This is a genomic window from Heterorhizobium halophytocola (assembly GCF_017873095.1).
Lineage (GTDB): Bacteria > Pseudomonadota > Alphaproteobacteria > Rhizobiales > Rhizobiaceae > Allorhizobium > Allorhizobium halophytocola.
In genome coordinates, this window is the sequence record NZ_JAGGJU010000003.1 from 98848 (window position 1) to 123595 (window position 24748).

The following is a 24748-nucleotide window of genomic DNA, read 5'->3' on the forward strand; positions in this document are numbered from 1 at the left end:
CGCTAAAGAGCGCGCCAACTCGCGACATCTGTGAGGTGAACGGCGCGCTCTCCCGTGAGGGGATCGGGTTCGGTCGCTTTGACCTGTCGAGAACCTCAGTCTTTGAACAAGCGACCTCGAAAAGGCCGCGTAACAAGAAGCCACTTGCCGCGAGGCAACTGGAACGCAAGGAGAAAAGGCGTGGCACGTATCGCTGGCGTCAACATCCCGACCGCGAAGCGCGTAGTCATCGCGCTGACCTACATTCACGGGATCGGCTCGAAATTCGCACAGGAAATCATGGACAAGACCGGCCTTCCGGCCGACAAGCGCGTCCATCAGCTCACCGATGCTGAAGTCCTGGCAATCCGCGAAACCATCGACCGCGATTATCGCGTCGAAGGTGACCTGCGTCGCGAAACCGCGATGAACATCAAGCGTCTCATGGACCTCGGTTGCTACCGTGGCCTGCGTCACCGTCGTGGCCTCCCGGTCCGCGGTCAGCGCACGCACACGAACGCACGTACCCGCAAGGGTCCGGCCAAGGCCATCGCAGGCAAGAAGAAGTAATTTCCGGAGAATTCCGGGATTGGGGCTGGCACGTCCGTGCCGGCCTTCTTTGGGTTTTGTCGGGGGTCTAGGTCCCGGACAGGTGTAGCCGCTGGAACTACGGCGGTGCTAAGATCAACGAAAGGGATACCATGGCCAAGGAAGCCACACGCGTCCGCCGTCGCGAACGCAAGAATATTTCGGCGGGCGTTGCCCACGTCAATTCGACATTCAACAACACGATGATCACCATCACGGACGCACAGGGCAATGCCATTGCCTGGTCGTCTGCCGGTGCCAAGGGTTTCAAGGGTTCGCGCAAGTCGACCCCGTTCGCCGCCCAGATCGCCGCTGAAGACTGCGCCAAGAAGGCCCAGGAACACGGCATGAAGTCTCTCGAAGTGGAAGTTTGCGGTCCGGGTTCGGGTCGTGAGTCCGCTCTGCGCGCCCTCCAGGCTGCCGGCTTCATGATCACCTCGATCCGCGATGTGACCCCGATCCCGCACAACGGCTGCCGCCCGCGCAAGAAGCGCCGCGTCTGATCATTATCCGTCTTGCCGGGGAGCGGATTTTCGCTCCTCTCGGTGCTTCTCATGCTCGGTCGCCACGATTGAATGGTGGTGACGAACGGAAGGTAAAAACATGATTCAGAAGAATTGGCAGGAACTGATCAAGCCGAACAAGGTGGAGTTCACCTCCTCCGGTCGCACCAAGGCTACGCTCGTTGCGGAACCTCTGGAGCGCGGTTTCGGCCTGACGCTCGGCAACTCGCTGCGCCGCGTCCTCTTGTCGTCGCTTCGTGGTGCAGCCGTCACGGCTGTCCAGATCGACGGCGTTCTGCACGAGTTCTCGTCGATCCCGGGTGTCCGCGAAGACGTGACCGACATCGTGCTGAACATCAAGGAAATCGCCATCAAGATGGATGGCGACGATGCCAAGCGCATGGTTGTCCGCAAGCAGGGCCCGGGTATCGTGACGGCTGGTGACATCCAGACGGTCGGCGATATCGAGATCCTGAACCCCGACCACGTGATCTGCACGCTCGATGAGGGCGCCGAGATCCGCATGGAGTTCACGGTCAACAACGGCAAGGGCTATGTGCCGGCCGAGCGCAACCGCGCGGAAGATGCGCCGATCGGTCTTATCCCGGTCGACAGCCTCTATTCGCCGGTGAAGAAGGTGTCCTACAAGGTGGAAAACACCCGCGAAGGACAGGTTCTCGACTACGACAAGCTGCTGATGACCATCGAAACCGATGGCTCGATCACGGGTGAGGACGCAGTTGCGTTTGCCGCCCGCATCCTTCAGGACCAGCTCGGCGTCTTCGTCAACTTCGACGAGCCGCAGAAGGAAGTCGAAGAAGAGTCCGTCACTGAACTCGCGTTCAACCCGGCACTCCTCAAGAAGGTCGACGAGCTCGAACTTTCGGTCCGCTCGGCCAACTGCCTCAAGAACGATAACATCGTCTATATCGGCGATCTTATCCAGAAGACCGAGGCAGAAATGCTGCGCACGCCGAACTTCGGCCGCAAGTCGCTGAACGAAATCAAGGAAGTTCTCGCTTCCATGGGCCTGCATCTCGGCATGGAAGTGCCGGCCTGGCCGCCAGAGAACATCGAAGATCTCGCCAAGCGTTACGAAGACCAATATTAAGAAACAAAAAAGGCAGGTCGTCTCTGCCTTTTCCAGTCAAACTGCAGGCGGATGCCTGTATGTGTCAGGAAACGGCAGCCTCTGAGAGAGAGCCTGCACTTGAAGGAGAATAGCAATGCGCCACCAGAAAGCCGGCCGCAAGCTGAACCGTACCGCAAGCCACCGCAAGGCGATGTTCGCCAACATGGCGGCTTCGCTCATCACCCATGAGCAGATCGTCACCACGGTTCCCAAGGCGAAGGAAATTCGCCCGATCGTGGAAAAGCTTGTCACCCTCGGCAAGCGCGGCGACCTGCACGCCCGTCGTCAGGCCCTGTCCCAGATCCAGGATCAGGACGCCGTCAAGAAGCTGTTCGATGCGATCGCCACCCGCTACGCCACGCGTAACGGCGGCTATCTCCGCATCATGAAGGCCGGCTACCGCCAGGGCGACAACGCACCGCTCGCCGTCATCGAATTCGTCGAGCGCGACGTCGATGCCAAGGGCAAGGCCGACAAGGCCCGCGTTGCTGCCGAAGCCGACGCTGAAGCAGAAGCCGCATAATCGAACCCTGCCGTCAGGCAGGGAACGGATCAAAAGGCCGGGTGAGCGATCACCCGGCCTTTTCACGTTTTCGCACGGTTGCAGCATGTATTGAGAAGCGCGGCGAGCGCGATGCCGGCCATGTAGGCTGCGATGTTGAAGACCGAGAAGATTCGCCCCAGCAGCAGCTGACCGGCAAGCGTCAGCCGGAACTGGTCGAGCCAGGGCGCATGATAGAGGCGCACGAACTCGACCGCGACGGCGATCGCGGTCGCCAGCGCGAGCTGAAGCCTCGGCCGGCCGGGCAGCACGGCTGCCACCAGCAGCAAGACCATGGCGCCCCAGAGCGTAGAGCCCGCGTATTTCACCAGCAGATAGGGCAGACCTGCCTGATATCCGGCAAGCCGCAATGTCACCCCGGCCGCGATGACGGCGAGGGCGGCGGCAAGATAGATGCCGCGCATGCGCCAGCGAGTGTTTGATATCCTCATCATGTCTCTGTATCGGGGAAGGCGTAAAACGCAACCGCCTGGATGGAAGAGGCCCGACCGCATGAACATGTCCCGGACAAGGGCCCGGTCCGGCCTTGCTGGCATCGATCGGCTGCTGACGGATCTGCCGCCCATGCCGGACCTGGCTGGCTTGCGCCGCTTCTGCGTCGAGTTCCTGCTGTTCGGCATCAAGGAGGCGCGGGCCTGCCTGTTTGCCGGGCTGTTCTTCGTCTCGATCTTCGCCATGCCGCGCGCCGGTCTCTACGGCATTCCGCGTTATGATCTTCTGCTGGTGGTCGCCCTTGCCATTCAGATCTGGATGGTCTGGGCCAGGCTCGAAACCCTGGACGAAATGAAGGCCATCTGCCTGTTTCACCTGATCGGCTTTGCGCTGGAAGTGTTCAAGACCTCCGGCGCCATCCAGTCCTGGGCCTATCCGGATTTTGCCTATACCAAGCTGCTCGGCGTGCCGCTGTTCTCCGGCTTCATGTATGCGGCGGTTGGAAGCTACATCATCCAGGCCTGGCGCTTGCTGGATGTGCGCATCCGCCATCACCCGCCCTATTGGATGGCGGTGCTGGTGGCCCTGGCCATTTACGGCAATTTTTTCACCCATCATTTCATTGGCGATTATCGCTGGTACATCGCGGCGCTTGCGATCGGGCTCTATGCGCGTGCCACCGTGATCTACAGGCCCTTCGACCGCGACCGCAGGATGCCGCTGATCCTGGCCTTCATCCTGATCGGCTTCTTCATCTGGCTTGCCGAGAACATCTCCACCTTCTTCGCCGTCTGGCACTATCCCAACCAGCTGGGCGCCTGGTCAACGGTGCATCTGGGCAAGTGGAGTTCGTGGACGCTGCTGGTGATCATGACCTTCACCATCGTCGCCTCCCTGAAACATGTCCGCGAGAGGATCTATATTCCGACCTGACGCTGCGGCAAACGTCAGCCGGCGCGACATTGCGCGGCACGCTGCCGCAGGAAATCGCCTTCGCTGGCATTGGTCGAGAGGCTGGCAGCCTGTCCATAGGCGAGGGCCGCCTGCGGCAGCTGGCCGGCCCTGCGCAGGCAGTCCGCCCTGGCGGCATGCAGCGGCCCATATCCCTGCAACTGCGGCACGCCTTCCAGTTCGGCCAGCAACGCCAGCCCCGCCTCGGGCCCGAACGCCATGGAATGGGCGATCGCGCGGTTGAGGGCGATCACCGGGGAGGGCGCGATCGCCAGCAGCCGGTCGTAAAGGCCGGCAATCTGCCTCCAGTCGGTATCTTCAAAGCGCGCCGCCCGGGCGTGACAGCCGGCAATCGCCGCCTGCAATGTATAGAAGCCGTCCGCCCCTGTGATCGCGCCGGCGCGCGCCAGCCCCTGCAATCCTCGCGCGATCAACAGCCGGTCCCAGCGGCTGCGATCCTGGTCCGGCAGTGTCACGGTGCGGCCCTCGGCATCGACGCGGGCGGCAAAGCGCGAGGCCTGCAACTCCATCAGCGCCAGCAGCCCATGCACCTCCGCAGCGTCCGGCATCAACGCGGCCAGGATGCGTCCGAGCCGCATCGCCTCCTGCGCAAGATCCTGACGGATCGCAGCCTTGCCGCTGCTCGCGGCATAGCCCTCGTTGTAGATCAGGTAGATTACCTCCAGCACCGAGGCGAGGCGGCCCTCGAGTGCCGTGCCGCGCGGCACCTCGTATGCGATGCCCGCCTCGGCGATCGCCTTCTTGGCGCGGGTGATCCGCTGCAGGATCGCCGCTTCGCCGGCGAGGAAGGCGCGGGCGATCTGCGCCGTCGTCAGCCCGCCGATCAGCCGCAACGTCAGCGCCGCCCGCGCATCGAGCGAGAGCAGCGGATGACAGGCGGTGAAGATCAGCGAGAGCCGCTCGTCGCCGATCGCGTCGTCCATGGCGGCTTCGATCTCCTCGATGGCCTGGCCGTGGTGGAGCGCGATCTCGTGAGCGACCGCCTCCTGCTTCCGCGCCTGCATCGCTTGCTGGCGCAGGCGATCAATCGCCCGCCGCTTGGCGGTCATCATCAGCCAGGCGCCGGGATTGCCCGGAATGCCGTCATGGGGCCAGCGATCAAGCGCGGCAACCAGTGCATCCTGCGCCAGTTCCTCGGCCAGGGTGATATCCCGTGTCACCTTGGTCAGCCCGGCGACAAGTCGGGCCCGTTCCAGGCGAAACACCGTCTCCACCGCTTTTCGTGCGCTCTGCTGGTCCATGGGCCGGACTATCGAGGTCCGGCCCTGGAGGGTCAAGTATGAGCGTCAAGTCTGGCCGCCCGGCGGCCGTCAGCCGTCAGCCGTCCACCTTGGCCTGATCCATCCAGAACAGCTCCCAGACATTGCCGTCGGGATCCTCCAGCGAGCGGCCATACATGAAGCCATGGTCCTGCACCGGATTGGGATCGGCGGTGCCGCCGGCCGCAACCGCCCTGGCGACCGTCTCGTCGACCAGGTCCCGGCTTTCGGCACTGAGGGCGATCAGCGCATGGCTGTTGGCCTTCGCATCGCCGATCGGCCGGCTGGTGAAATCGCGGTAGCGCGCATGCGTCAGGATCATCACGTAGATCGTCTCGGACAGCACCATGCATTTGGACGTCTCGTTGGAGAACTGCGGATTCACCGTGCCTCCGAGAGCGGTATAGAAGGCTTCCGCTGCGGCGAGGTCGCGCACCGGCAGATTGACGAAGATCATCTTGCTCATCGACATTGGGTTCCTTTCGAGCTCAGGCGTTCGTGCCGTCATCGGCTGCGATCGTTTCGGCATTCTTTTCGTGTATGGCGCGGGTCTGCGGCGTCATCGCGTCCTCGAAATCGGCGAGCGTATAGAAGGGCCGGATCTCGATCTCGCTCGGACCGGGCATCGGATTGGGGCAACGCTTGACCCATTCGACAGCCTCGTCCATGTCGCGCACCTCCCAGATCCAGTAGCCGGCCACCAGTTCGCGGGTTTCGGCGAAGGGCCCGTCGAGCACCCGCCGCTCGGCCCCGTCAAAGGCGATGCGCTTGCCCTGCGCCGAGGGTTTCAGCCCGTCGCCCGACAGCATGATGCCCGCCTCGATCAGGTCCGTGTTGAACCGGCCCATGGCCGCGCCAAGCTCGTCGGTCGGCATCACGCCGGCCTCGCTGTCTTCCGTTGCCTTGACCATCACCATCACACGCATTGCAATCTCTCCTCTTGGATGAACCTGCGCTCACGCGGCGCATGACCTGACGACGAATGACGGACACCGGATTCGACAGGTGTCGCCAGAAAAACGACAGGCACGGACATTTTTCTCCTCCACGACCGCAGACGGCTGTTGCCTTGTCCGGGGTCATGATCATGCTAATCGATGATTAAACGAAGGCAACAGGGAACGCGCATGGACAGCACGGATGGCAAGGATCGCGCGACGGAGGGGTTTTCGGTTGCGGCCCGCATGCTGGTCGAGGCGAGTGCTTGCGGCAGGCTGCTGGTCACCGACACGGCGCTGAGCTTCTGGGGCGGCGTCGATCCCGAGACCGGCGTGGTCATCGACCGGAGCCACCCGCTGCACGGCCAGCCGATTGCCGGGCGCATCCTTGCCATGCCGGCCGGCCGCGGATCGTGCACCGGCAGCGCCGTCCTGCTGCAGCTGATCCTGAACGGCAAGGCGCCTGCGGGGCTGGTCTTTGCCGCGGCGGAAGAAATCCTGACGCTCGGCGTCATCGTCGCCGAGGAGGTCTATGGACACGTCCTGCCGGTGGCGGTCGTTTCGCGCGAGGATTTCGCCCGCTTGCCGGATGGCCTGGAGGTCACCGTAGCGGCCGGACGGCTCGTCGCTGGCGGTGCGGCACCTGCGGACCGGTCCGTCCTGCCCGGCACGGTGAAAGCCGCCGTGACCCTGACAGAGGAAGACCGCCGGCTGCTGTCCGGCGACGTCGCGCCGGCGGTGCGCATGGCGATGCGCATCGTCGTGCGCATGGCAGAGCTTCTGGCGGCCGAGCGGCTGATCGACGTGGCGGGTGTCCATGTCGATGGCTGCATCTATACCGGCCCTGCCGGCCTCGATTTCGCCGAGAGGCTGGCCGAAGGCGGGGGGCGCGTCGTGGTGCCGACGACGCTCAATGCCATCTCGGTCGACCGCGACGGCTGGCAGGCGATGGGCGCCGATGCCGAGCGCTCGGCGGCGGCCAGCCGCCAGGCGGACGCCTATCTGCGCATGGGCGCCCAGCCGACCTTCACCTGCGCGCCCTATCTGCTGGAGGCCGTGCCGGGAAGGGGGCAGGATATCGCCTGGGCCGAGTCGAATGCGGTGGTCTATGCCAACAGCGTGCTCGGCGCCCGGACGATGAAATATCCCGATTTCCTCGACATCTGCATCGCGCTCACCGGTCGCGCGCCGCTTGCCGGCTGCCATATCGCCGAGAACCGGCTGGCGCGGCGGATCATCGCGGTCCGTGTTCCCGATGGCATCGACGAGGCCTTCTGGCCGCTCCTGGGGTACTGCGTCGGCCAGCTGTCGCCGGACGCGATCCCACTGGTCACGGGGCTCGAAGGGCTCGAACCCGGCCGCGACGATTTGAAGGCCTTTGGCGCCGCCTTTGCCACGACGTCTGCGGCGCCGCTCTTTCATCTGCTCGGCATCACGCCGGAGGCCGGCAGCGTTCCGGAGGCGACCGGCGGGATGTCCTGTCCGGCACGATCGGTCGGACGGGCGGATCTGGCGGCCATCTGGCAGGGCTTCAATTCCGGCCCCGCCGACCACGTGGACCTGGTGGCACTCGGCAACCCGCATTTCTCCGTCGACGAATGCCGTGCCCTGGCGCAGCGGCTGGAGGGGCAGACGAGGCATCGGCAGGTCGCATTGACGATCACGCTCGGGCGCGAAAGCCACCGCGTCCTTGCCGCGGAGGGCGTGGCCGCACGGCTCGAATCCTTCGGCGCGACCTTCGTGCGCGACGCCTGCTGGTGCACGGTCGATCGGCCGGTGGTGCCGGTCGCGGCGCGTGTCATTTTGACCAATTCGGGAAAATACGCCCATTACGGGCCGGGGCTGACCGGAAAGCCGGTGCGCTTCGGCTCGCTTGCCGATTGCGTCGAGACCCTGGTCAGCGGCCGCGCCCCGCTTGACGGGCCGGCCTGGCTTGCGGCGCCGCAAGGCGGCGCCTGAGACGGGGCCTCAGGAAACGAACGACATTTCCGAGAACACCCGGTTGCGGCCGGAATTCTTCGCCATGTAGAGCAACTGGTCGGCCGCATTCAGCTGGTTGTCCAGCGGCTCGTGCGGCTGCACGTCGGCAACGCCGATCGAGGCGGTGATCTTCAGCGTGGTCTCGCGCGTCTTGATGGTCATCTCGGCGATTTCGGCGCGCATGGTGTCGCACCAGTCATGCGCCTCCTGCTTGGACAGGCCATGCATGTAGATGGCGAATTCCTCGCCGCCAAGCCTGCCGATCAGATGCGGCGTGCGGGCGATCAGGTTTTCCATGCAGCGGGCCAGCGTGCGCAGCGTCTCGTCGCCAGCTTCGTGGCCATGGGTATCGTTGATCTTCTTGAAATGGTCGATGTCGAGCAGCGCGAAGGCGCTCTCGATGCCCTTTTCGGTATCCTCGTTCATCAGCTTGGTCGCCGCTTCGAAGAAATAGCGACGGTTCGGCAGGTCGGTCAGCTGGTCGCGTTCGGCGAAATAGCGCAGCCGCTTGATCTGCTTCAGCGTCTCCACATTGTTGTCGATCCGGCACTGGAACTCTTCCGGCAGGATCGGGCGGTGGACGAAGTCCGAGGCACCGGCCTTCAGGAACAGCGAGCTCAGCAGCCGGTCCGTGGACGAGGTGACGCCGATGATCCGCAACTGGTCGGAGGGCAGGCTCTGGCGCACCTTGCGCACCAGCTGATAGCCGTCCATGTCGGGCATGTGGTAGTCGGTGATCAAGAGCTCGATATCGGTATGCTCTTCGAGAAGCTCCAGTGCCTCGCCGCCGGACTTGGCCTCCAGCACGGTGAAATTCTGTCGGCGCAGGGCATCGACGATCGGCGTGCGGGCCGAGCGGGTGTCGTCGACCACCAGCACCTTGATCAGGATATTGTCGAGGATCCGCGCGGCGGCCATGCTCACCCTGTCCACCGAAGACAGGTCTTCCTTGACCACATAGTCGAGCAGGCGCAGTTCGACATAGTGCGACTGGGCGTGCGAATCCTGCTTGGCGGTGAACACCATGGCCGGAAGACCGGCATTTTCCAGATGCTGCAGAATGTCGTCGCCCTTGGCATCGGGCAGGCTGAGGCCGGTGATCGCGAAGACGAATTGCTGCGAGGCGATCAGTTCGTCGGCTTCCTTCAACGTCTGGCAATGGGTCACATTGGCGCCGCCGACGGTCGTCAGGCGCGCCTTCATCAGCGACGCGAGCGCGAGCGAATCCTCGATCAGCAGAATGTTGCGCGGGATGCTGCTGTCGATCTCGGCCGGCGAGCGGGAGCTGCGGCGCGCAGAGCGCGCGGGTATCCGCCGGCCCTCTGTCTTGACGGCATCTCCGTGCAATCTACTCTCCATGATCTTCCCCAGGCGCAATCAAAATGCGTTTTTATATTGTCTAATTAAGAAGTATAGATATTAATAAGCAGTCAATTTGGAGGGGGATATTTTCCCGAAATGCGAAAAAGGTTAGTCTTCTCATAGGCAACCACAGTTTGCATGGTTCATTTCAGAACACGGCGGCGAGTATTCCCGATCGACGCGAAATAAATCCTATGGTTGCATTTTAATTCGTTTGAAATCAAACGTATTTTACTGCCGGCGGTCTAAAAATATGCTGCATCCCGGCGTTTCCCCTCGATTCTCAGAGGAGGGCGGGTGTCATCGGCTGTCGTCGACGACACCGCGCGGCATCCGGGTTTTGCTTGCGATTGATCTTTATCAAGGCGGTCACCTAACGAAGGGTGAAAACTCCAGGTCATCAACCCAGAGGAATTTCACGATGTCCAATCTTGATAAATATTTCCTTTTCACAGTCCGGGTCCTGATCGGCTGGACTTTTCTCTATGCAGCGTCGCACCAGGTGTTCAACCCGGGTTTCAGCGTCACCGGCTTTCTCGGCACGGCCAAGACCTTTCACGGCTTCTTCTCGATCTTCACCGGCCCGGTCATGGCGCCGCTGACGACCTTCCTGGTCTCCTACGGCCATCTGGCGATCGGTCTGTCGCTGATCTTCGGCTGCCTGGTCCGGGTCAGCGCACCCTGCGGCGCGGCGGTGCTGTTCATGTACTGGATGGCCCATATGGACTTCCCCTATATCAGCGACCACAACAACTTCATCATCGACTATCACATCATCTACGGCGTGGTGCTGGTCTATCTGAGCGCCAAGAGTGCCGGCCGCTATTGGGGACTGGACGGCTTCATCGCCGAGACCCCCTATTTCCACAGCCATCCGGGAACCCGCAAGATCTTCGCCGCCTGATCGGTGAGCCATCCGGAGGCCGCGCTCGAATCCCCCTTGTCGAGCGCGGCCTTTCTCGTTTCAGCGTGTTGCGGCCCCGTCGACCCCTCCGGTCGAACAGCGGCGCTGCTTGCGATATTTCAGGCGGACAGATCCGATGACAGACATTCACCACCACCATGGCGGCGGGGCGACCCGTGCTCGCGCTGCGGCGCCCCGTGGCATTCCGGCCTATCTCGAACGCGTCTATCACTGGGCCTATCTCTCGCCCCGCTGGGCGCGCATCCTCGACCATCACCTCGTCGTCCAGGCGATCCTCTGGGGCAATGCCGACCGGCTGATGGCCGATGCCGTTGCGGAGTTTTCCCCGGGGGATGTGGTCCTGCAGCCGGCCAGCGTCTACGGCAATTTCTCCGAGCGGCTGCTGGCACGGCTCGGCTTGAAGGGCAGGCTCGACCTGCGCGACGTGGCACCGCTGCAGATCGCCCGGTCACGGGCGAAGCTCAAGGGGCGGGGCAATGTCGACATCCGCCTCGCCGACGCTGCCGTGCCGCCGAGGGACGATTATGACGGCATCTGCTGCTTCTTCCTGCTGCATGAGGTGCCCGGCTTCTATAAGCGCCGGATCGTCAACAGCCTGCTGGGGGCGGTGCGCCCGGGCGGCAAGGTGGTCATCGTCGACTACCACCGCATGGCAAAACTGCATCCGTTGCGGCCGGTGATGGCCGCCGTGTTCGGCCTCCTCGAGCCGTTCGCCAGCGAGTTGACCGGTCTGGAGATCGCCGACCTCGCCGACACCGTGGAGGGGTTCGAGATCAGCAAGAGGACCTATTTCGGCGGTCTCTACCAGAAGGTCGTCTTCCGCCGCAAACTGCGAGGCGGTGAGGACGCCGGGCCGGTGGCCGGGACGAATATGACCGCCGGACACCGGGCGGTCGAACTGGTCGCCTGAGGCATGTCTGCCGGACAGGCCCCGGCTTCGGGAAAAAGACATGCGCAAACGGCAGGCGGGCGCGACACTGGGGTGCCAAGGCGCGCAGGCAAACCCGGCCGAATCGCGCCCGGTTCTAGTCGCGGGCCGCCGCCGCCCGCATCCGGGCCGGCGGCGTCTTTGTCAGCCGCCGCCTCAACTCCATGACCTTGGGCCGCACCAGTCGGTAGGTGAGCAGGATCGCGACGATCGCGATATAGGTGGCCGGCTCCAGGGTGATCGACTTGACCGACAGCGCGTAGTGCAGGGCGGCACCCGCGATGACCGGGTAGATCAGCTTGTGCAGCGTCGTCCAGCGCGTGCCGAGCCTGCGGATCGACCAGCGGTTGGAGGTGACCGCCAGCGGGATCAGCAGGATCAGGCAGATCATCCCGATGATCGTGTACCAGCGCTTGGTCATGTCGCCGATGATCGCCGTCAGGATCAGCCCGCGGTCCAGCGTCAGGTAGACGGTGAAATGGGCGAGCACATAGTAGAAGGCGAGCAGGCCGAGCGCCCGGCGATAGGGCAGCAGGTTGATCTTGAACAGGTCGCGCACCGGGGTGACCAGCAGCGTCAGACAGAGAAAGCGCAGCGCCCAAAGGCCCAGCGAATGCTCGAAGGTCACCACCGGATCGGCGCCGAGCTGCGCCGTCACGCCGAGATAGAAGGTCCACAGCCCCGGCACGAGGCCGATGGCGTAGAGCGCCCAGATCGAGGCCGAGCGCTGCCCGGCGGTCAGTTTGAAGGCCATGGCTTTTTAAAAGTTCTTTCTCAGGTCCATGCCGGCATAGAGGCTTGCGACCTCGTCGCCATAGCCGTTGAACGGCAGTGTCTTCATCCGCGCGCCGCCGAACAGACCTGCGGCCTCGCCGATCCGCCGTTCGCTTGCCTGGCTCCAGCGGGGATGGTCGACCTCGGGGTTCACATTGGCATAGAAGCCGTATTCGTTGGGCGCGTAGAGGTTCCACGAATTCGGCGGCTGCTTGTCGGTGAGGGTGATCTTGACGATCGACTTGATGCCCTTGAAGCCGTATTTCCACGGCGTCACCAGCCGGATCGGCGCGCCGTTCTGGTTGGGCAGGGTCTCGTCGTAGAGGCCGGTCGCCAGCAGCGTCAGCGGATGGCGGGCCTCGTCGAGGCGCAGGCCCTCGACATAGGGCCAGGGCAGGGGCTGGAACAGGCCGGTCTGGCCCGGCATCTCACCGGGGCGCACGACGGTCTCGAAGGCCACGTATTTGGCGCTGCCGAGCGGCTCCACCTTGTCGAGCAGGGCGGACAGCGGGAAGCCGATCCACGGGATGACCATCGACCAGGCCTCGACGCAGCGCATGCGGTAGACGCGCTCTTCCATGGTGAACTGCTTCATGATGTCGTCGATGCCGAAGATCGTCGGCTTGGACACCATGCCGCCGACCTCGATCTGCCAGGGCTTCGGCTTGAAGTCGCCGGAATTGTTGGCCGGATCGGATTTTGACGTGCCGAATTCGTAGAAGTTGTTGTAGGTCGTCACGTCCTCCTTGGATGTGACCTTCTCGTCGACCTTGTATTCCGTCTTCTGGCCCGTAAGCGCGGCGGCGAAGGCCTGTGGCGCTGCCGCCATCACCAGGCTGCCGGCCGCAGCGCCGATCAGCGCGCGACGGTTCAGGTAGAGCGATTTCGAGGTGATTTCCGAAGAGGCGATCTTCGGCGGGCGATAGCTGGGCATGGTATTTCCTCCGGTGGCCGCGGCGCGGGGCCTTGGCCTGAATGACGTAACGCAACTAACCAGAGTTTCAGCCCGGTTGAAAGAAACCCCGCAGCCACATTTTCGTGTTCGCGCTGTGACGGGCGATCCGCCGCCCGTGGCTGTGCTGGCGCGTCAGTCGCACCAGCTGCGTCTGCTTCCCGTCCAGGGTCTCGCCAGTCCCTTGTCGACCAGGTCGTTGCCGATCGATCTGCCGTTCTGCACGACCTTGCGCAACAGCCGGCCGTAACGGTCGGTGTCGGAGGCGCCGGCGGAGGCCAGATCGATCGGCCCTGCATTCAGCGCTTCCAGGAGTTCGTTCCGTGCGGCTTCCCCAAGCGATTTTTCGCGCACGCAACGGGGCGGCGAAAGCTCCGGCGTGTCGATATCGGCGATCCTGACCTTGCGGCCACCATACCAGAACGTATCGCCGTCGACGACGCAGTTTTCCCGCGGGCCGCTGTCGCAGAGAGCAAAGCGCACCGCCGGGGCCTTGAGCGCCGGCACCGGCATGACGGCGGAAAACAGGTCGTGGTCGCGAAGCCCGGAGACGGCACCCACCACGACGAGCGCCCCGAGCATCGAGGGCAGGGCGCCGGACTTCAAGGTGCCGTCGAGACGGCGCGGGGTGCGTTTGCGAACACGATAGGACATGGCGAGCCTCTGCTTTTTTACCCATTCTGGGCGTCGAGGCTTTCGCAGGGCTTGCCGGGCGTGGTGGCGGGCGGGCGCCTGTGCTAGGGTTCAACCGTACCGAATTGCCGGCTGTCGATAGTGACAGCGGCCGCGGCATCCTTTACCAAAGAGGCAAATGCGGAGCCGTTTCCGGCCGTGTGCGGGAAGGACCGATCAGGACCTTTCCAACGCTCGAAATTCCGGCAGCACAGGCGCAGCCTGTCCGCGACAACGAAAATTCCGAGGTGACACCCATGCCAGTCTATCGTTCGAGAACCACCACCCATGGCCGCAACATGGCGGGCGCGCGCGGTCTTTGGCGCGCCACCGGCATGAAGGACGGCGATTTCGGCAAGCCGATCATCGCGGTGGTCAATTCCTTCACCCAGTTCGTGCCGGGTCACGTGCATCTGAAGGATCTCGGCCAGCTGGTCGCGCGCGAGATCGAGGCTGCCGGCGGCGTCGCCAAGGAGTTCAACACGATCGCCGTCGATGACGGCATCGCCATGGGCCATGACGGCATGCTCTATTCGCTGCCGAGCCGCGAGATCATCGCCGACTCGGTCGAATACATGGTCAACGCCCATTGTGCCGACGCCATGGTCTGCATCTCCAACTGCGACAAGATCACGCCCGGCATGCTGAATGCCGCCATGCGCCTCAACATCCCCGCCGTCTTCGTCTCCGGCGGCCCGATGGAGGCCGGCAAGGCAACGCTGCAGGGCCGCACCGTCGCGCTCGACCTGGTCGACGCCATGGTCGCTGCCGCCGACGACAAGATCTCCGACGAGGATGTCCAGACGATCGAGCGCTCGGCCTGCCCGACCTGCGGTTCGTGCTCGGGCATGTTCACCGCCAATTCGATGAACTGTCTGACGGAAGCCCTCGGCCTGTCGCTGCCCGGCAACGGCTCGACGCTTGCCACCCATTCCGACCGCAAGCGCCTGTTCGTCGAGGCCGGACATCTGATCGTCGACATCGCCCGCCGCTACTACGAGCAGGAGGACGACAGCGTCCTGCCGCGCAACGTCGCGACGAAGCAGGCGTTCGAGAACGCCATGTCGCTGGACATCGCCATGGGCGGCTCGACCAATACGGTGCTGCACATCCTGGCAGCCGCCCACGAGGGTGACATCGATTTCACCATGGAAGACATCGACAAGCTGTCGCGCAAGGTGCCCTGCCTGTCCAAGGTGGCGCCGGCCAAGAGCGACGTCCATATGGAAGACGTCCACCGCGCCGGCGGCATCATGCGCATCCTGGGTGAACTCGACCGCGGTGGTCTGATCAATCGCGACTGCTTTACCGTGCATGAAGCGACGCTTGGCGATGCCATCGACCGCTGGGACATTTCCCGCACCAATTCCGAGACCGTCCGCGACTTCTTCAAGGCCGCGCCCGGCGGCGTGCCGACCCAGGTCGCCTTCTCCCAGTCCTCGCGCTGGGACGATCTCGACATCGACGGCGAAAAGGGCGTCATCCGCTCGGTCGAGCATCCCTTCTCCAAGGATGGCGGCCTGGCCGTGCTCTACGGCAATATCGCGCTCGACGGCTGCATCGTGAAAACGGCCGGCGTCGACGAATCCATCCTAAAATTCACCGGCACCGCCGTGGTCTTCGAAAGCCAGGACGCCGCCGTCAAGGGCATCCTCTCCAACGATGTCCAGGCCGGCGATGTCGTCGTCATCCGCTATGAAGGGCCGAAGGGCGGTCCGGGCATGCAGGAAATGCTCTATCCGACGAGCTATCTGAAGTCGAAGGGGCTCGGCAAGGCCTGCGCGCTGATCACGGACGGCCGGTTCTCCGGCGGCACTTCCGGTCTGTCGATTGGCCATGCCTCGCCGGAAGCCGCCCAGGGCGGCGCCATCGGCCTCGTCCAGAACGGCGACAGCATCGAGATCGACATCCCCAACCGCACCATCCATCTGGCGATCACCGATGCCGAAATGGCCGCCCGCCGCGCCGAGCAGGACACGCTCGGCTGGAAGCCAGCGGCACCGCGTCCGCGCAAGGTGACGACCGCGCTGAAGGCCTATGCCGCCTTCGCCTCCTCCGCCGACAAGGGCGCCGTGCGCATCCTGCCGGAATAAGGGGCAGAGCCTCTGCCAGAGACGAGACAAGGCCGAGCGCATAATCGCCCGGCTTTTCGCGTTTCGGATCCTTCAGTACCAGCGATTGGCGAAGACCGTGTACGGCTGTTAACATCCCGCAGCCGTGTCGTCGCAAGGAAGGGCCTTGGATGTCCTATGCGCTGAAGGCCGTCATCGGGGACGCGGGAGCCGAAAGGGTATCCTTTCCGGCGATCAGGACGATGTATGGCGGCAAGGCCGTTGCTGCGGGCGATACCGTCTACCTGTTCGACAGCCGCCCGGGCGGGCTTCGCGGCCTGATCGGCAGGGCGATTGTGATCGGGGCGCGGCCGGTGCCGCGGCTTGCGGGTGTCGCGCCAGACGCCGCGTGTCGATCTCCACCTTGGTCCGGTCACAGCGTCCCGGCTGGCCTGCGGCCGCCAGCAGGTGAAGGATTTCCGCGACTGGCAGGACGGACGGCCGCAGACGGAACTCAATTTCAAGCTCTACCGCCAGGCAACCGACAAGCTGGTCGGATTATCGGATGCTACCGCCGATTTCCTGGAGCAGCATTTCTAAGAGGGGGAGCCGGACGGGCGCTGCGGCGAGCACCATTGGTGGGCTTGGCCCCGGTCATCTCACCTCGTCGCGGTCCCAATAGGGCGGGGCGCCGATCGCCTCGATCAGATAGTCGCGGAACGACCGCACCTTCAACGAGCGCAGCCGGCTTTCCGGATAGATCAGGTGTATGCCGTAGGTCGCCGTGTCGATCGACGCCTCGCGGTCGGGCATCAGGGCGACCAGCCGGCCCGCGCGCAGCTCCTCGTGCAGCAGCCAGGTCGGAAACAGCACCAGCCCCTGTCCGGCAAGGGCGGCCTCCACCAGGCTTTCGGCATTGTTGCTCGTCAGGTTGCCCCGCACGACCGTGCTGCGGAATGCCTCGCCGGCCTGACGGAAATACCATTTCTGGGCCCCATTGGTGCCCTTGTAGATCAGGCAGTTGTGCTGCGGCAGCGCCTCTGGCGTGGGCGCGTCGCCGTGCCGTTCAAGATAGTCCGGGGAGGCCGCCAGCACATAGCGTTGCGGGGTGAGCTGGCGCCCCGTCAGGCTGGAATCCGGCATCCGGCCGATCCGGATGACGATATCGGTGCTTTCGGCCACCGGGTCGATGAAGCCGTCCGTCAGCGCCAGGTCGATCTCCACCTGTCTGTGCCTTGCCTGATAGGCTGCGAGCAGCGGGGCGATATGGCGCCGGCCGAAGGCGACGGGGGCATTGATGCGCAACAGGCCGCTCGGCGCGTCCGCTGCCCCGCGCGCCCGCTCGCTGGCAAGGTCCAGCGCCGCCAGCACGTCGCGCACCTCCCCGCAATAGATCGCGCCGATCTCGGTCAGCGTCACCGCCCGCGTGTGACGGAAGAGAAGGTTCTGGCCGAGCTGCTGTTCGAGCGCCTGGATATGGCGCGAGACGGAGGAGGGCGGCAAGCCGTTGCGCCGGGCGGCCTCGCTGAAACTGCCGCTGGCGGCCACGTCGAGAAACAGGCGCAGGGAGAGAAGATTGATGTCATTGCGCATGCGGCAATTATCTTTTGCGTTTTGTTGGAATTGTTGTCCAGTATGCAAGGCTCTATCTCGGCTCTCAAGTCCTGAACTGGAGACTGCCGAATGGGCCAAATCCTTATTCTTCTGCTGGTGATCGCATCGGGCATGGGCCTGTCGATGGAGGCCGGCCTGCTCGGGCCGCTCGGCGGCGAGGTCGGGCACCTGGCCGCGACCCTGTCGATCTTTCTCGTCGGCGGACTGCTGCTGACGGTCGCCCTTGTGTTTGCCCCGCAGCGCAGCCTGCCGACGCTTCTGGCGCAGCCGCGCTGGCTGCTGACCGGCGGCGTGCTGGGGCCCGTCTATGTCGTGGTGCTAACGATCGCGACCCCGGTGATCGGCGTCGGCACGACCATGGTCGGCATCCTCTGCGGCCAGGTCGGCGCCAGCCTGGCGATCGACCATTTCGCGCTGTTCGGCAGCCAGCGTCGTCCGATCGATCGATACCGGCTCGGCGCGCTTACCCTGATCCTCGCCGCGCTCTGGCTCCTCAACTAGAGCGCCTTAGGCGAAAAAGCGTGTTCCACTCTTCGCCATCTCTCTGTTTTCCGCGGCAATTCCGCCTGTGAAGCCGGCTGCCGCTTTCGTCGGGATTGCCCGAATAGGTCCATATCATGCTGTTTGTACTGGTGACGATTCTCGTGCTTGGCGGGGGCATTGCGCTTGCCGTTCAATCTTCCATCAATGGCCGCCTCGGCGCCCGGGCCGGCATCCTGGAGACCGCCTGGCTGACCTTCGTCGTCGGCGCGGCCATCAGCTTCCTGCTCTATTTCTTCTTCGAGCCGCCACACGACATGACGCTGTTCAGCGCGCCGAAATGGCAGCTGATCGGCGCGCTGTTCGGCGTCGTCTATATTCTGGTCAGTGTGTTTGCCGTGCCGAAGATCGGCATCGCCGCAGCCACCGTCGCGGTCATCACCGGCCAGTTGCTGATGAGCCTGCTGATCGACAATTTCGGCTGGCTCGACAACGCCCGGATCCCGCTCGATCCGGGTCGCTGTATCGCGATTGTGCTGCTGGCTGGGGCCGTGGGGCTGATCTATCTCGGCAATCGCAAGGCCTCGTGAGACGGGCGGCTTGCAATGAGATCCCTGTCGCTCAGAGCGGCCGGGGCAGGCTTTCATAGGCATCGTTCAGCTGCTTCAGCCTCACATCATAGGCCTTGGCGATGCAGGCATTGTCGTCGCCACAGGCCTGACGGGTCTTCAGCCAGGCCGACTGGTCGTCCTGCAGGTGGCCGCGATTGCCCATGGCGAACAGGCCGGACAACAGGTCGAAGGTCGTCACCATCTTGACGTCGGCATCGTTGAGTTCGCGGTTGTCGCAGATCACCTTTTCGTCGGGCGCCAGACCGTCGGCATCGCAGTCGAAGCTGGCGGCCGCTGCCGGTTGCGCAAAAGCCACCGCCATCAGGGCCATGGCGGGAAGGGGGATGGAGAGAAGACGAGTCACGGGCAAACCTCCATTGTCTGACGTCGAACCTTACGCACTTGTAACGCGCCATGCCTTGGAATTGTTCGGGTTCGGGTTAAATTGGGCAGCGCTGCACCCCTTTGAGCTCCGGTTTTCCCAAGGGGGCGCCGCCGGTGGTGCCGCGCCCTGCCAGTTTCCCGCGGTTACCGCTGTAAAACCTGAAAACAGCGCCTGATCCGTGCGGCCGAACAATTCCGGTCCGGCGGGTTATGCGCTAGAACGCCATGTGCGCATCGCTACGGGAGTCCCTTCATGCAAAGCCTGCTTCGTCTGGTCACAGCCTCGGTGGTCGCCGTCGGCCTCATCACTCCGGGCATGGCCCTCGCTCAGGATCGCACCGTCCCCGACAGCCGCCAGGAGATGCAGCTCTCCTTCTCGCCGCTGGTCAAGCAGACCCATGGTTCGGTGGTCAATGTCTATGCGGAGCGTAAGGTGCAGCGCAGCGCCTCGCCTTTTGGCGGTGATCCCTTCTTCGAGCAGTTTTTCGGCCAGCAGTTTCCGACCCGCACGCAAAAGCAGGAATCGCTCGGCTCCGGCGTGATCGTCGAGGCCAATGGCACGATCGTTACCAACAACCATGTCGTCGAAGGTGCCGACGACATCAAGGTGGCGCTGTCCGACGGCCGGGAATTTCCCTGCAAGGTCCTGCTGAAGGACAAGAGTGTCGATCTGGCCGTGCTGAAGATCGAGACCGACGAGCGTTTCCAGCCGATCAAGCTCGGCAATTCCGACAGCGCCGAGGTCGGCGATCTGGTGCTGGCGATCGGCAACCCCTTCGGTGTCGGCCAGACGGTGACCAGCGGCATCGTCTCGGGCCTTGCCCGCAACCAGATCACCGATGGCGATTTCGGCTTCTTCATCCAGACCGATGCCTCGATCAACCCCGGCAATTCCGGTGGCGCGCTGATGAACATGAAGGGCGAACTGATCGGCCTCAACACCGCGATCTTCTCGCGCGGCGGCGGGTCCAACGGTGTCGGCTTTGCCATCCCGGCCAATCTGGTGAAGGTCTTCCTGGCTGCTGCCGAAAACGGCGACAAGAGCTTCGAGCGTCCCTATGTCGGGGCTTCCTTCGATCCGGTCACCTCGGATGTCGCCGAAGCGCTGGGCCTCGAACACGTGCTCGGCGCCCTCGTCGTCAAGGTGGTGCCCGGCGGGCCTGCCGACAAGGCGGGCCTGAAGTCCGGCGAAGTGATCACCGCTGTCGACGGTGTCACCGTCGAGCATCCCGATGCGCTCGCCTATCGCCTGACCACCACCGGCATCGGCAAGTCCGTCGACCTGACCGTGATGGACAACGGCCGGAAGACCAGCGTCGAGCTGCCGCTTGCCGGCGCTCCGGAAACCGTGCCGGCCGACGCCCGCACGCTGTCCGGCCGCAGTCCGTTTGCCGGTGCCAAAGTCGCCAATCTCTCGCCGAAGCTTGCCATCGCCATGCGGCTGCCGGTCGATTCGACCGGCGTGGTGATCGAGGATTTCGATGACAATTCGACCGCTGCCCAGCTCGGCTTTGCCAAAGGCGACATTATCCTCTCGGTGAACGGACAGGATGTCGGTTCTACAAAGGATATGGCAGCGATTGCCGCCAGCAGCCCGCGCTACTGGCGTGTTGCGGTCAGCCGTGGCGGTCAGGTCATCCAGCAGATCTTCCGATGAGCGATCTGTTCTCCACCCAGGTCCCGGAGGAGGTGGCGGCCCGACGGCCGCTCGCCGACCGGCTGAGACCCAAGACACTTTCCGACGTCACCGGCCAGGAACACCTGACCGGTGACGATGGCGTTCTGCAGCGGATGATCGCTTCGGGCTCGCTGGGGTCGATGATCTTCTGGGGCCCGCCCGGCACCGGCAAGACCACGGTCGCGCGTCTTCTGTCGGGCGAGGCGGGGCTGGCCTTTGAGCAGATCTCGGCGATCTTTTCCGGCGTTGCCGATCTGAAACGCGTGTTCGAAGGGGCCCGCGCCCGCCGCATGTCCGGGCGCCAGACGCTGCTCTTCGTCGACGAGATCCACCGCTTCAACCGGGCCCAGCAGGACAGCTTCCTGCCGGTGATGGAAGACGGCACGGTGATCCTGGTCGGCGCGACCACCGAAAATCCGTCCTTCGAACTGAATGCAGCGCTGCTGTCGCGTGCCCGCGTCCTGACCTTCAAGTCTCATGACGAGACGAGCCTCAGAACATTGCTGTCGCGCGCCGAAGAGACCGAGGGCAAGCCGCTGCCGCTCGACGAGGCTGCGCGCGAGGCGCTGGTGCGCATGGCCGACGGCGACGGGCGGGCGGCGCTGACGCTGGCCGAGGAAGTCTGGCGGGCAGCCCGCAACGGTGAGGTGTTCGACACGCAAGGATTGGCGCGGATTGTCCAGCGACGGGCGCCGGTCTACGACAAGGGCCAGGACGGCCATTACAATCTGATCTCGGCGCTGCACAAGTCGGTGCGCGGTTCCGATCCGGATGCCGCCCTTTACTACCTCTGCCGGATGTTCGATGCCGGTGAGGACCCGCTCTATCTCGGGCGGCGGCTGGTGCGCATGGCGGTCGAGGATATCGGCCTTGCCGACCCGCAGGCGCTGGTGATCTGCAACGCCGCCAAAGACGCCTACGACTATCTGGGCTCGCCGGAAGGCGAACTGGCGCTGGCGCAGGCCTGCGTCTATCTGGCGACCGCGCCGAAATCGAACGGCGTCTACCTCGCCTACAAGGCGGCGACACGCGCGGCCAAGGAGAACGGCTCGCTGCTGCCGCCCAAGCATATCCTGAACGCCCCGACCAAGCTGATGAAGGGCGAGGGCTATGGCGATGGCTATCGCTACGACCATGACGAGCCGGATGCCTTTTCCGGGCAGAACTATTTCCCCGAGGCGATGGGCCGCCAGACCTATTACGATCCGCCGGAGCGCGGTTTCGAGCGCGACATCCGCAAGCGGCTCGACTACTGGGCGAAGCTCAGGCGCGAGCGCGGCGAAAGCTGAGACCCGGCCGCACGCCGCTGTCGGAAAAGATCATGAAATGAGAGGGATTCGGGGGCTGTTGCCGGCGCTCAGGAGGCCGTCTGCATCTTCGCGGCAGGGGGCGCCACCATCTTCACGGTGGATTCGGCCAGGCCGTGATGGCCTTCCATGTCGACGACCAGATGCCAGTGGTCCAGCTGCGGCACGACCATCTTGACCGGCGACTTGCGGGCGATACCGCCCAGATACTTGAAATCCAGGCCTTCCTTGAACCGCTGAAAGTTGACCGCGTTCATCAGCCGCACATTGTTGACCGCACTCAACGTCACCTCGAGAATCGTGCCCGGCCTCTGTTGCTTTAGGTCGAAATGGGTGAAGCGGAAATTCGGTCGTGACATGGGTTCGGTCGGTCCTGCTCCGGCGCGTCGAGCGCTCTTAATATAGGATGGTCTGTATTAAGGAATGGTTGGAATCATCCGCCCCAAGAGCCTGTAACCCTTGGAGTATTGTCTCATTTCAGAGCATCACCTAGGGCACCCTGCGACTTTTTTTGGTACTAACCATTCCTGCGTGCACGGGGCCGCGGAATGCCCGCGCCGGGTCGTTCACGCGAGGCCTGGCCGGCGTTCGCCGGGGCATGTTAAAGGTCGTGTGCTGCCATGCCGCCCGGCTCTGTTTCGCCTTGTCGCCGATGCCGGCGCAAGCCGGTCTTCGGGGGACCTCTCAGTTCGACAGGGGATGCTTGAGGTCCTGGACATCGGGTGTGTCAACGATCCGGTAGCGGGCCTCGATCATGTTGTAGAGGCCGAAGGCGGCCAGGCCGAGCGCCACGATGAAATAGAGGATGGCGCCGAAGGGGAGCTGCCGCACCCAGGCCAGCGCATCGCCCATGGAGCCTGCCTGGTCCGGATCGACGGTGAAGGCGGCGTAGCAGAAGAAGACGCCGACAATGGCAAACACCGCGCCACGCGCCGACAGGCCGTAGACGCAGATCAGCGCCAGCGGCGAGGTCCGGTCGCCGCCAAGCTTGATATATTTGCGGAATTTCTGCGAGACGCCCTTCCAGATGGTGACGCCGCCGCCGATGACGAAGCCGAGGCCGACAAGCCCGGCAAGCCAGGGGCCGAAGGGCTGGCCCATGATCCAGGCGGCCATGCTGCGCTTGGACTCGTCGCTGTCGCCGGAACCGCCGATCATGCCGAGCGCATGGCCGCCGGCATAGATCGCCAGACCCACATAGGTCGCGGCACTGCCGAGCAGCGCGGCGCGGATGATATAGCCCTTCAGGTCGTCCTTGTGGGTATCGGCATTGCCGATCGACTGGGCGAGCCGCCAGGCGACGAAGCCCAATAGCCCGAGTGCGATGAGGCCGAGCCAGACGCGGCCGAGCGGCTGGGACAGCAGTGTCTGCATGGCCGATTTGGTGTCCGGCTTGCCGCTGCCGCCGAAGGTGGAAAACAGGGCGAGGCCTGCGACCAGCAGGAAGACCACACCGCGGGCTCCATATCCGGCACGGGCGAGCCATTCGAGGCGGGGTCTTGTCTGCATCGGGTGTGTCTTTCCTGTCGAGAGTCTCTGAGGGCACAAACGGGCGAGGGTGAGGGCGGTTCCCCTCGCGAATCAGGCATTTATCGATAGCCGCCGACCGGCGCGGCGGGGCGCTCGCAAAATGGTGATGGGGATTCTGCTGATTCCGCCGCACCACAGGGTCTGCGTTAAGGAAGCGTTTACGGAATGATGAAAATGAATGATGAACTGTCGGCAGTCACGGGATGCCAAGGGGGCAAGGTCGGTCATACCGGCCGTCGCTGTCGGACAGTTGCGTAACCTGAGTAACTGCTTGCCCTTGCTGATGACAGGGGCGCTGTATGGAGTACATCATGACCAAGAGCGTGAAGCCCCTTGCCCTGGCGCTAGTCACGGCACTGACTGCCACCCCGGTATTCGCGGCCGACCTCACCTATAACGAGCCGGCGCCGTCGTTTACCGACACCGCCGCGCCGAGCGACTGGACCGGCGCCTATGCCGGTGTCAACGCCGGCACCGCGTCGGACCGGGTCAACCCGTTTTCGGGCGACAAGGAATTCACCGGCGGCCTGCAGGCCGGCTACAACACCGAAGTCGGCGGCGTGATCGTCGGCGGCGAAGTCGAGCTGTCGCATATGGGCGACGCCTCGGTCGACGTGCCCGGCGGCGACCTGAAGGAACGCCACCGCGTGGCCGCCAAGGCCAAGGCCGGCATGCCGCTCGGCTCGACGCTGATCTACGGCACCGCCGGCGTGGCGATGACCAATCTGCGCGACGGCCGCAATGCCGAAGGCCCGGACGGCTGGAAGCCCGGTCTGCTGATCGGCGCCGGCATCGAGCAGAAGATCACCGGCCCGCTGTCGGCCAAGGTCGAATACGACTATGTCCGCACCGGCGACGTGCGCACGTTTTCGGGCGGCACCACTTCGGAAAGCGACATTTCCGACCACACGATCCGGGCAGGCCTGAACTACAAGTTCTAAGTCACCTGGTCGGAGATGTCGTTTCGGGCGGGTGCTTCGGCGCCCGCCCGCAAACCGTTCTGCCATCCGAGGATACCGGGACCGGGACCCCGTCTCGCCCCGTCCCATCCGCCGACCCGTTGAAGTGCGGGTCTGATGCCGGTCTTCGCGCCGAAACCGGTTTGCAGCTCTGGACACATGCTCTAGTCTCGTCT

General features: G+C 64.1%; 27 protein-coding genes. 15 read left to right on the top strand and 12 right to left on the bottom strand.

The features are described 5' to 3' along the window. The first annotated feature begins 180 nt into the window (after positions 1 to 180). The 4 genes from rpsM to rplQ all read left to right on the top strand — a co-directional run bounded on the left by rpsM (position 181) and on the right by rplQ (position 2725). Positions 181 to 549, top strand: coding sequence for a 30S ribosomal protein S13 (gene rpsM / locus J2Z17_RS05975; RefSeq protein WP_209943150.1), 369 nt, complete (start codon positions 181 to 183; stop codon positions 547 to 549). Between the two features lie 131 nt (positions 550 to 680). Continuing rightward, positions 681 to 1070: a 30S ribosomal protein S11 gene (gene rpsK, locus J2Z17_RS05980; protein ID WP_209943151.1), complete on the top strand. Its 390-nt coding sequence runs from the start codon at positions 681 to 683 to the stop codon at positions 1068 to 1070. 100 nt (positions 1071 to 1170) lie between these two features. Beyond that, positions 1171 to 2181, top strand: a complete 1011-nt coding sequence (locus J2Z17_RS05985; RefSeq protein ID WP_209943152.1) for a DNA-directed RNA polymerase subunit alpha — start codon at positions 1171 to 1173, stop codon at positions 2179 to 2181. Between the two features lie 115 nt (positions 2182 to 2296). Further along, positions 2297 to 2725, top strand: a complete 429-nt coding sequence (gene rplQ, locus J2Z17_RS05990) for a 50S ribosomal protein L17 (RefSeq protein WP_209943153.1) — start codon at positions 2297 to 2299, stop codon at positions 2723 to 2725. 62 nt (positions 2726 to 2787) lie between these two features. Here the strand turns inward: rplQ and J2Z17_RS05995 are convergent, their stop codons facing one another. Continuing rightward, positions 2788 to 3168 carry a ribosomal maturation YjgA family protein gene (locus J2Z17_RS05995; protein ID WP_209943154.1) on the bottom strand — a complete coding sequence of 127 codons (381 nt, stop codon included), beginning with the start codon at positions 3166 to 3168 and terminating at the stop codon, positions 2788 to 2790. Between the two features lie 94 nt (positions 3169 to 3262). On the opposite strand from J2Z17_RS05995, the gene J2Z17_RS06000 reads away from it, so the two are divergent. Then, positions 3263 to 4129 (top strand): DUF817 domain-containing protein, encoded by an 867-nt coding sequence (locus tag J2Z17_RS06000; RefSeq protein WP_377300291.1) that lies wholly within the window; start codon positions 3263 to 3265, stop codon positions 4127 to 4129. 14 nt (positions 4130 to 4143) lie between these two features. On the opposite strand, the gene J2Z17_RS06005 is transcribed toward J2Z17_RS06000, so the two are convergent. The 3 genes from J2Z17_RS06005 to J2Z17_RS06015 all read right to left on the bottom strand — a co-directional run bounded on the left by J2Z17_RS06005 (position 4144) and on the right by J2Z17_RS06015 (position 6353). Beyond that, the gene (locus J2Z17_RS06005; RefSeq protein WP_209943156.1) at positions 4144 to 5409 is read right to left on the bottom strand and encodes an RNA polymerase sigma factor; all 1266 of its coding nucleotides are present in this window, start codon (positions 5407 to 5409) and stop codon (positions 4144 to 4146) included. 76 nt (positions 5410 to 5485) lie between these two features. Further along, the gene (locus J2Z17_RS06010) at positions 5486 to 5893 is read right to left on the bottom strand and encodes a VOC family protein (protein ID WP_209943157.1); all 408 of its coding nucleotides are present in this window, start codon (positions 5891 to 5893) and stop codon (positions 5486 to 5488) included. Between the two features lie 22 nt (positions 5894 to 5915). Next, complete coding sequence (locus tag J2Z17_RS06015) at positions 5916 to 6353, bottom strand: YciI family protein (protein WP_209943158.1); 438 nt, start codon at positions 6351 to 6353, stop codon at positions 5916 to 5918. Positions 6354 to 6554: 201 nt separating this feature from the next. Here J2Z17_RS06015 and lhpI point away from each other — a divergent pair, with 201 nt between their 5' ends. Then, entirely contained in the window at positions 6555 to 8324 is a 1770-nt protein-coding gene (lhpI, locus tag J2Z17_RS06020; RefSeq protein WP_209943159.1) for a cis-3-hydroxy-L-proline dehydratase, read from the top strand. Between the two features lie 9 nt (positions 8325 to 8333). Here lhpI and J2Z17_RS06025 read toward each other — a convergent pair whose 3' ends face one another. After that, the gene (locus J2Z17_RS06025) at positions 8334 to 9692 is read right to left on the bottom strand and encodes a GGDEF domain-containing response regulator (RefSeq protein WP_245223899.1); all 1359 of its coding nucleotides are present in this window, start codon (positions 9690 to 9692) and stop codon (positions 8334 to 8336) included. Positions 9693 to 10128: 436 nt separating this feature from the next. Here J2Z17_RS06025 and J2Z17_RS06030 point away from each other — a divergent pair, with 436 nt between their 5' ends. Continuing rightward, positions 10129 to 10611, top strand: a complete 483-nt coding sequence (locus J2Z17_RS06030; RefSeq protein WP_209943160.1) for a DoxX family protein — start codon at positions 10129 to 10131, stop codon at positions 10609 to 10611. 136 nt (positions 10612 to 10747) lie between these two features. Beyond that, the gene (gene rquA, locus J2Z17_RS06035) at positions 10748 to 11542 is read left to right on the top strand and encodes a rhodoquinone biosynthesis methyltransferase RquA (protein WP_209943161.1); all 795 of its coding nucleotides are present in this window, start codon (positions 10748 to 10750) and stop codon (positions 11540 to 11542) included. A gap of 115 nt (positions 11543 to 11657) precedes the next feature. Here rquA and msrQ read toward each other — a convergent pair whose 3' ends face one another. The 3 genes from msrQ to J2Z17_RS06050 form a co-directional block, all read right to left on the bottom strand. Then, positions 11658 to 12314, bottom strand: a complete 657-nt coding sequence (gene msrQ / locus J2Z17_RS06040) for a protein-methionine-sulfoxide reductase heme-binding subunit MsrQ (RefSeq protein ID WP_209943163.1) — start codon at positions 12312 to 12314, stop codon at positions 11658 to 11660. A gap of 6 nt (positions 12315 to 12320) precedes the next feature. Beyond that, entirely contained in the window at positions 12321 to 13268 is a 948-nt protein-coding gene (gene msrP, locus J2Z17_RS06045; protein ID WP_209943165.1) for a protein-methionine-sulfoxide reductase catalytic subunit MsrP, read from the bottom strand. Between the two features lie 153 nt (positions 13269 to 13421). After that, complete coding sequence (locus J2Z17_RS06050) at positions 13422 to 13940, bottom strand: thermonuclease family protein (RefSeq protein WP_245223900.1); 519 nt, start codon at positions 13938 to 13940, stop codon at positions 13422 to 13424. 275 nt (positions 13941 to 14215) lie between these two features. Here J2Z17_RS06050 and ilvD point away from each other — a divergent pair, with 275 nt between their 5' ends. Next, positions 14216 to 16051, top strand: a complete 1836-nt coding sequence (gene ilvD / locus J2Z17_RS06055; protein ID WP_209943167.1) for a dihydroxy-acid dehydratase — start codon at positions 14216 to 14218, stop codon at positions 16049 to 16051. Between the two features lie 348 nt (positions 16052 to 16399). Next, positions 16400 to 16609 carry a hypothetical protein gene (locus J2Z17_RS25150; protein WP_245223901.1) on the top strand — a complete coding sequence of 70 codons (210 nt, stop codon included), beginning with the start codon at positions 16400 to 16402 and terminating at the stop codon, positions 16607 to 16609. A gap of 54 nt (positions 16610 to 16663) precedes the next feature. On the opposite strand, the gene J2Z17_RS06065 is transcribed toward J2Z17_RS25150, so the two are convergent. Beyond that, positions 16664 to 17602, bottom strand: a complete 939-nt coding sequence (locus J2Z17_RS06065) for a LysR family transcriptional regulator (protein WP_209943169.1) — start codon at positions 17600 to 17602, stop codon at positions 16664 to 16666. 90 nt (positions 17603 to 17692) lie between these two features. On the opposite strand from J2Z17_RS06065, the gene J2Z17_RS06070 reads away from it, so the two are divergent. Next, entirely contained in the window at positions 17693 to 18124 is a 432-nt protein-coding gene (locus J2Z17_RS06070) for a DMT family transporter (RefSeq protein WP_209943171.1), read from the top strand. Between the two features lie 116 nt (positions 18125 to 18240). After that, the gene (locus J2Z17_RS06075; RefSeq protein WP_209943172.1) at positions 18241 to 18693 is read left to right on the top strand and encodes a DMT family transporter; all 453 of its coding nucleotides are present in this window, start codon (positions 18241 to 18243) and stop codon (positions 18691 to 18693) included. A gap of 31 nt (positions 18694 to 18724) precedes the next feature. Here the strand turns inward: J2Z17_RS06075 and J2Z17_RS06080 are convergent, their stop codons facing one another. Next, positions 18725 to 19045, bottom strand: a complete 321-nt coding sequence (locus tag J2Z17_RS06080) for a lysozyme inhibitor LprI family protein (protein ID WP_209943751.1) — start codon at positions 19043 to 19045, stop codon at positions 18725 to 18727. A 306-nt stretch (positions 19046 to 19351) separates the two neighbouring features. Between J2Z17_RS06080 and J2Z17_RS06085 the strand changes: the two genes are divergently transcribed. After that, positions 19352 to 20755, top strand: a complete 1404-nt coding sequence (locus tag J2Z17_RS06085) for a DegQ family serine endoprotease (RefSeq protein ID WP_209943173.1) — start codon at positions 19352 to 19354, stop codon at positions 20753 to 20755. Beyond that, positions 20752 to 22065: a replication-associated recombination protein A gene (locus tag J2Z17_RS06090; RefSeq protein WP_209943174.1), complete on the top strand. Its 1314-nt coding sequence runs from the start codon at positions 20752 to 20754 to the stop codon at positions 22063 to 22065. Before J2Z17_RS06085 ends, J2Z17_RS06090 begins: the two co-directional genes overlap by 4 nt. A 68-nt stretch (positions 22066 to 22133) precedes the next feature. Here J2Z17_RS06090 and J2Z17_RS06095 read toward each other — a convergent pair whose 3' ends face one another. Together J2Z17_RS06095 and J2Z17_RS06100 are read right to left on the bottom strand one after the other, a co-directional pair. Next, positions 22134 to 22442 carry a DUF1883 domain-containing protein gene (locus tag J2Z17_RS06095; protein ID WP_209943175.1) on the bottom strand — a complete coding sequence of 103 codons (309 nt, stop codon included), beginning with the start codon at positions 22440 to 22442 and terminating at the stop codon, positions 22134 to 22136. 325 nt (positions 22443 to 22767) lie between these two features. After that, on the bottom strand, positions 22768 to 23592 hold the full coding sequence (locus J2Z17_RS06100; RefSeq protein WP_209943176.1) for a DUF1206 domain-containing protein: 825 nt from the start codon (positions 23590 to 23592) through the stop codon (positions 22768 to 22770). A gap of 332 nt (positions 23593 to 23924) precedes the next feature. Here J2Z17_RS06100 and J2Z17_RS06105 point away from each other — a divergent pair, with 332 nt between their 5' ends. Continuing rightward, positions 23925 to 24554, top strand: coding sequence for an outer membrane protein (locus J2Z17_RS06105; RefSeq protein ID WP_209943177.1), 630 nt, complete (start codon positions 23925 to 23927; stop codon positions 24552 to 24554). Positions 24555 to 24748 lie beyond the last annotated feature (194 nt).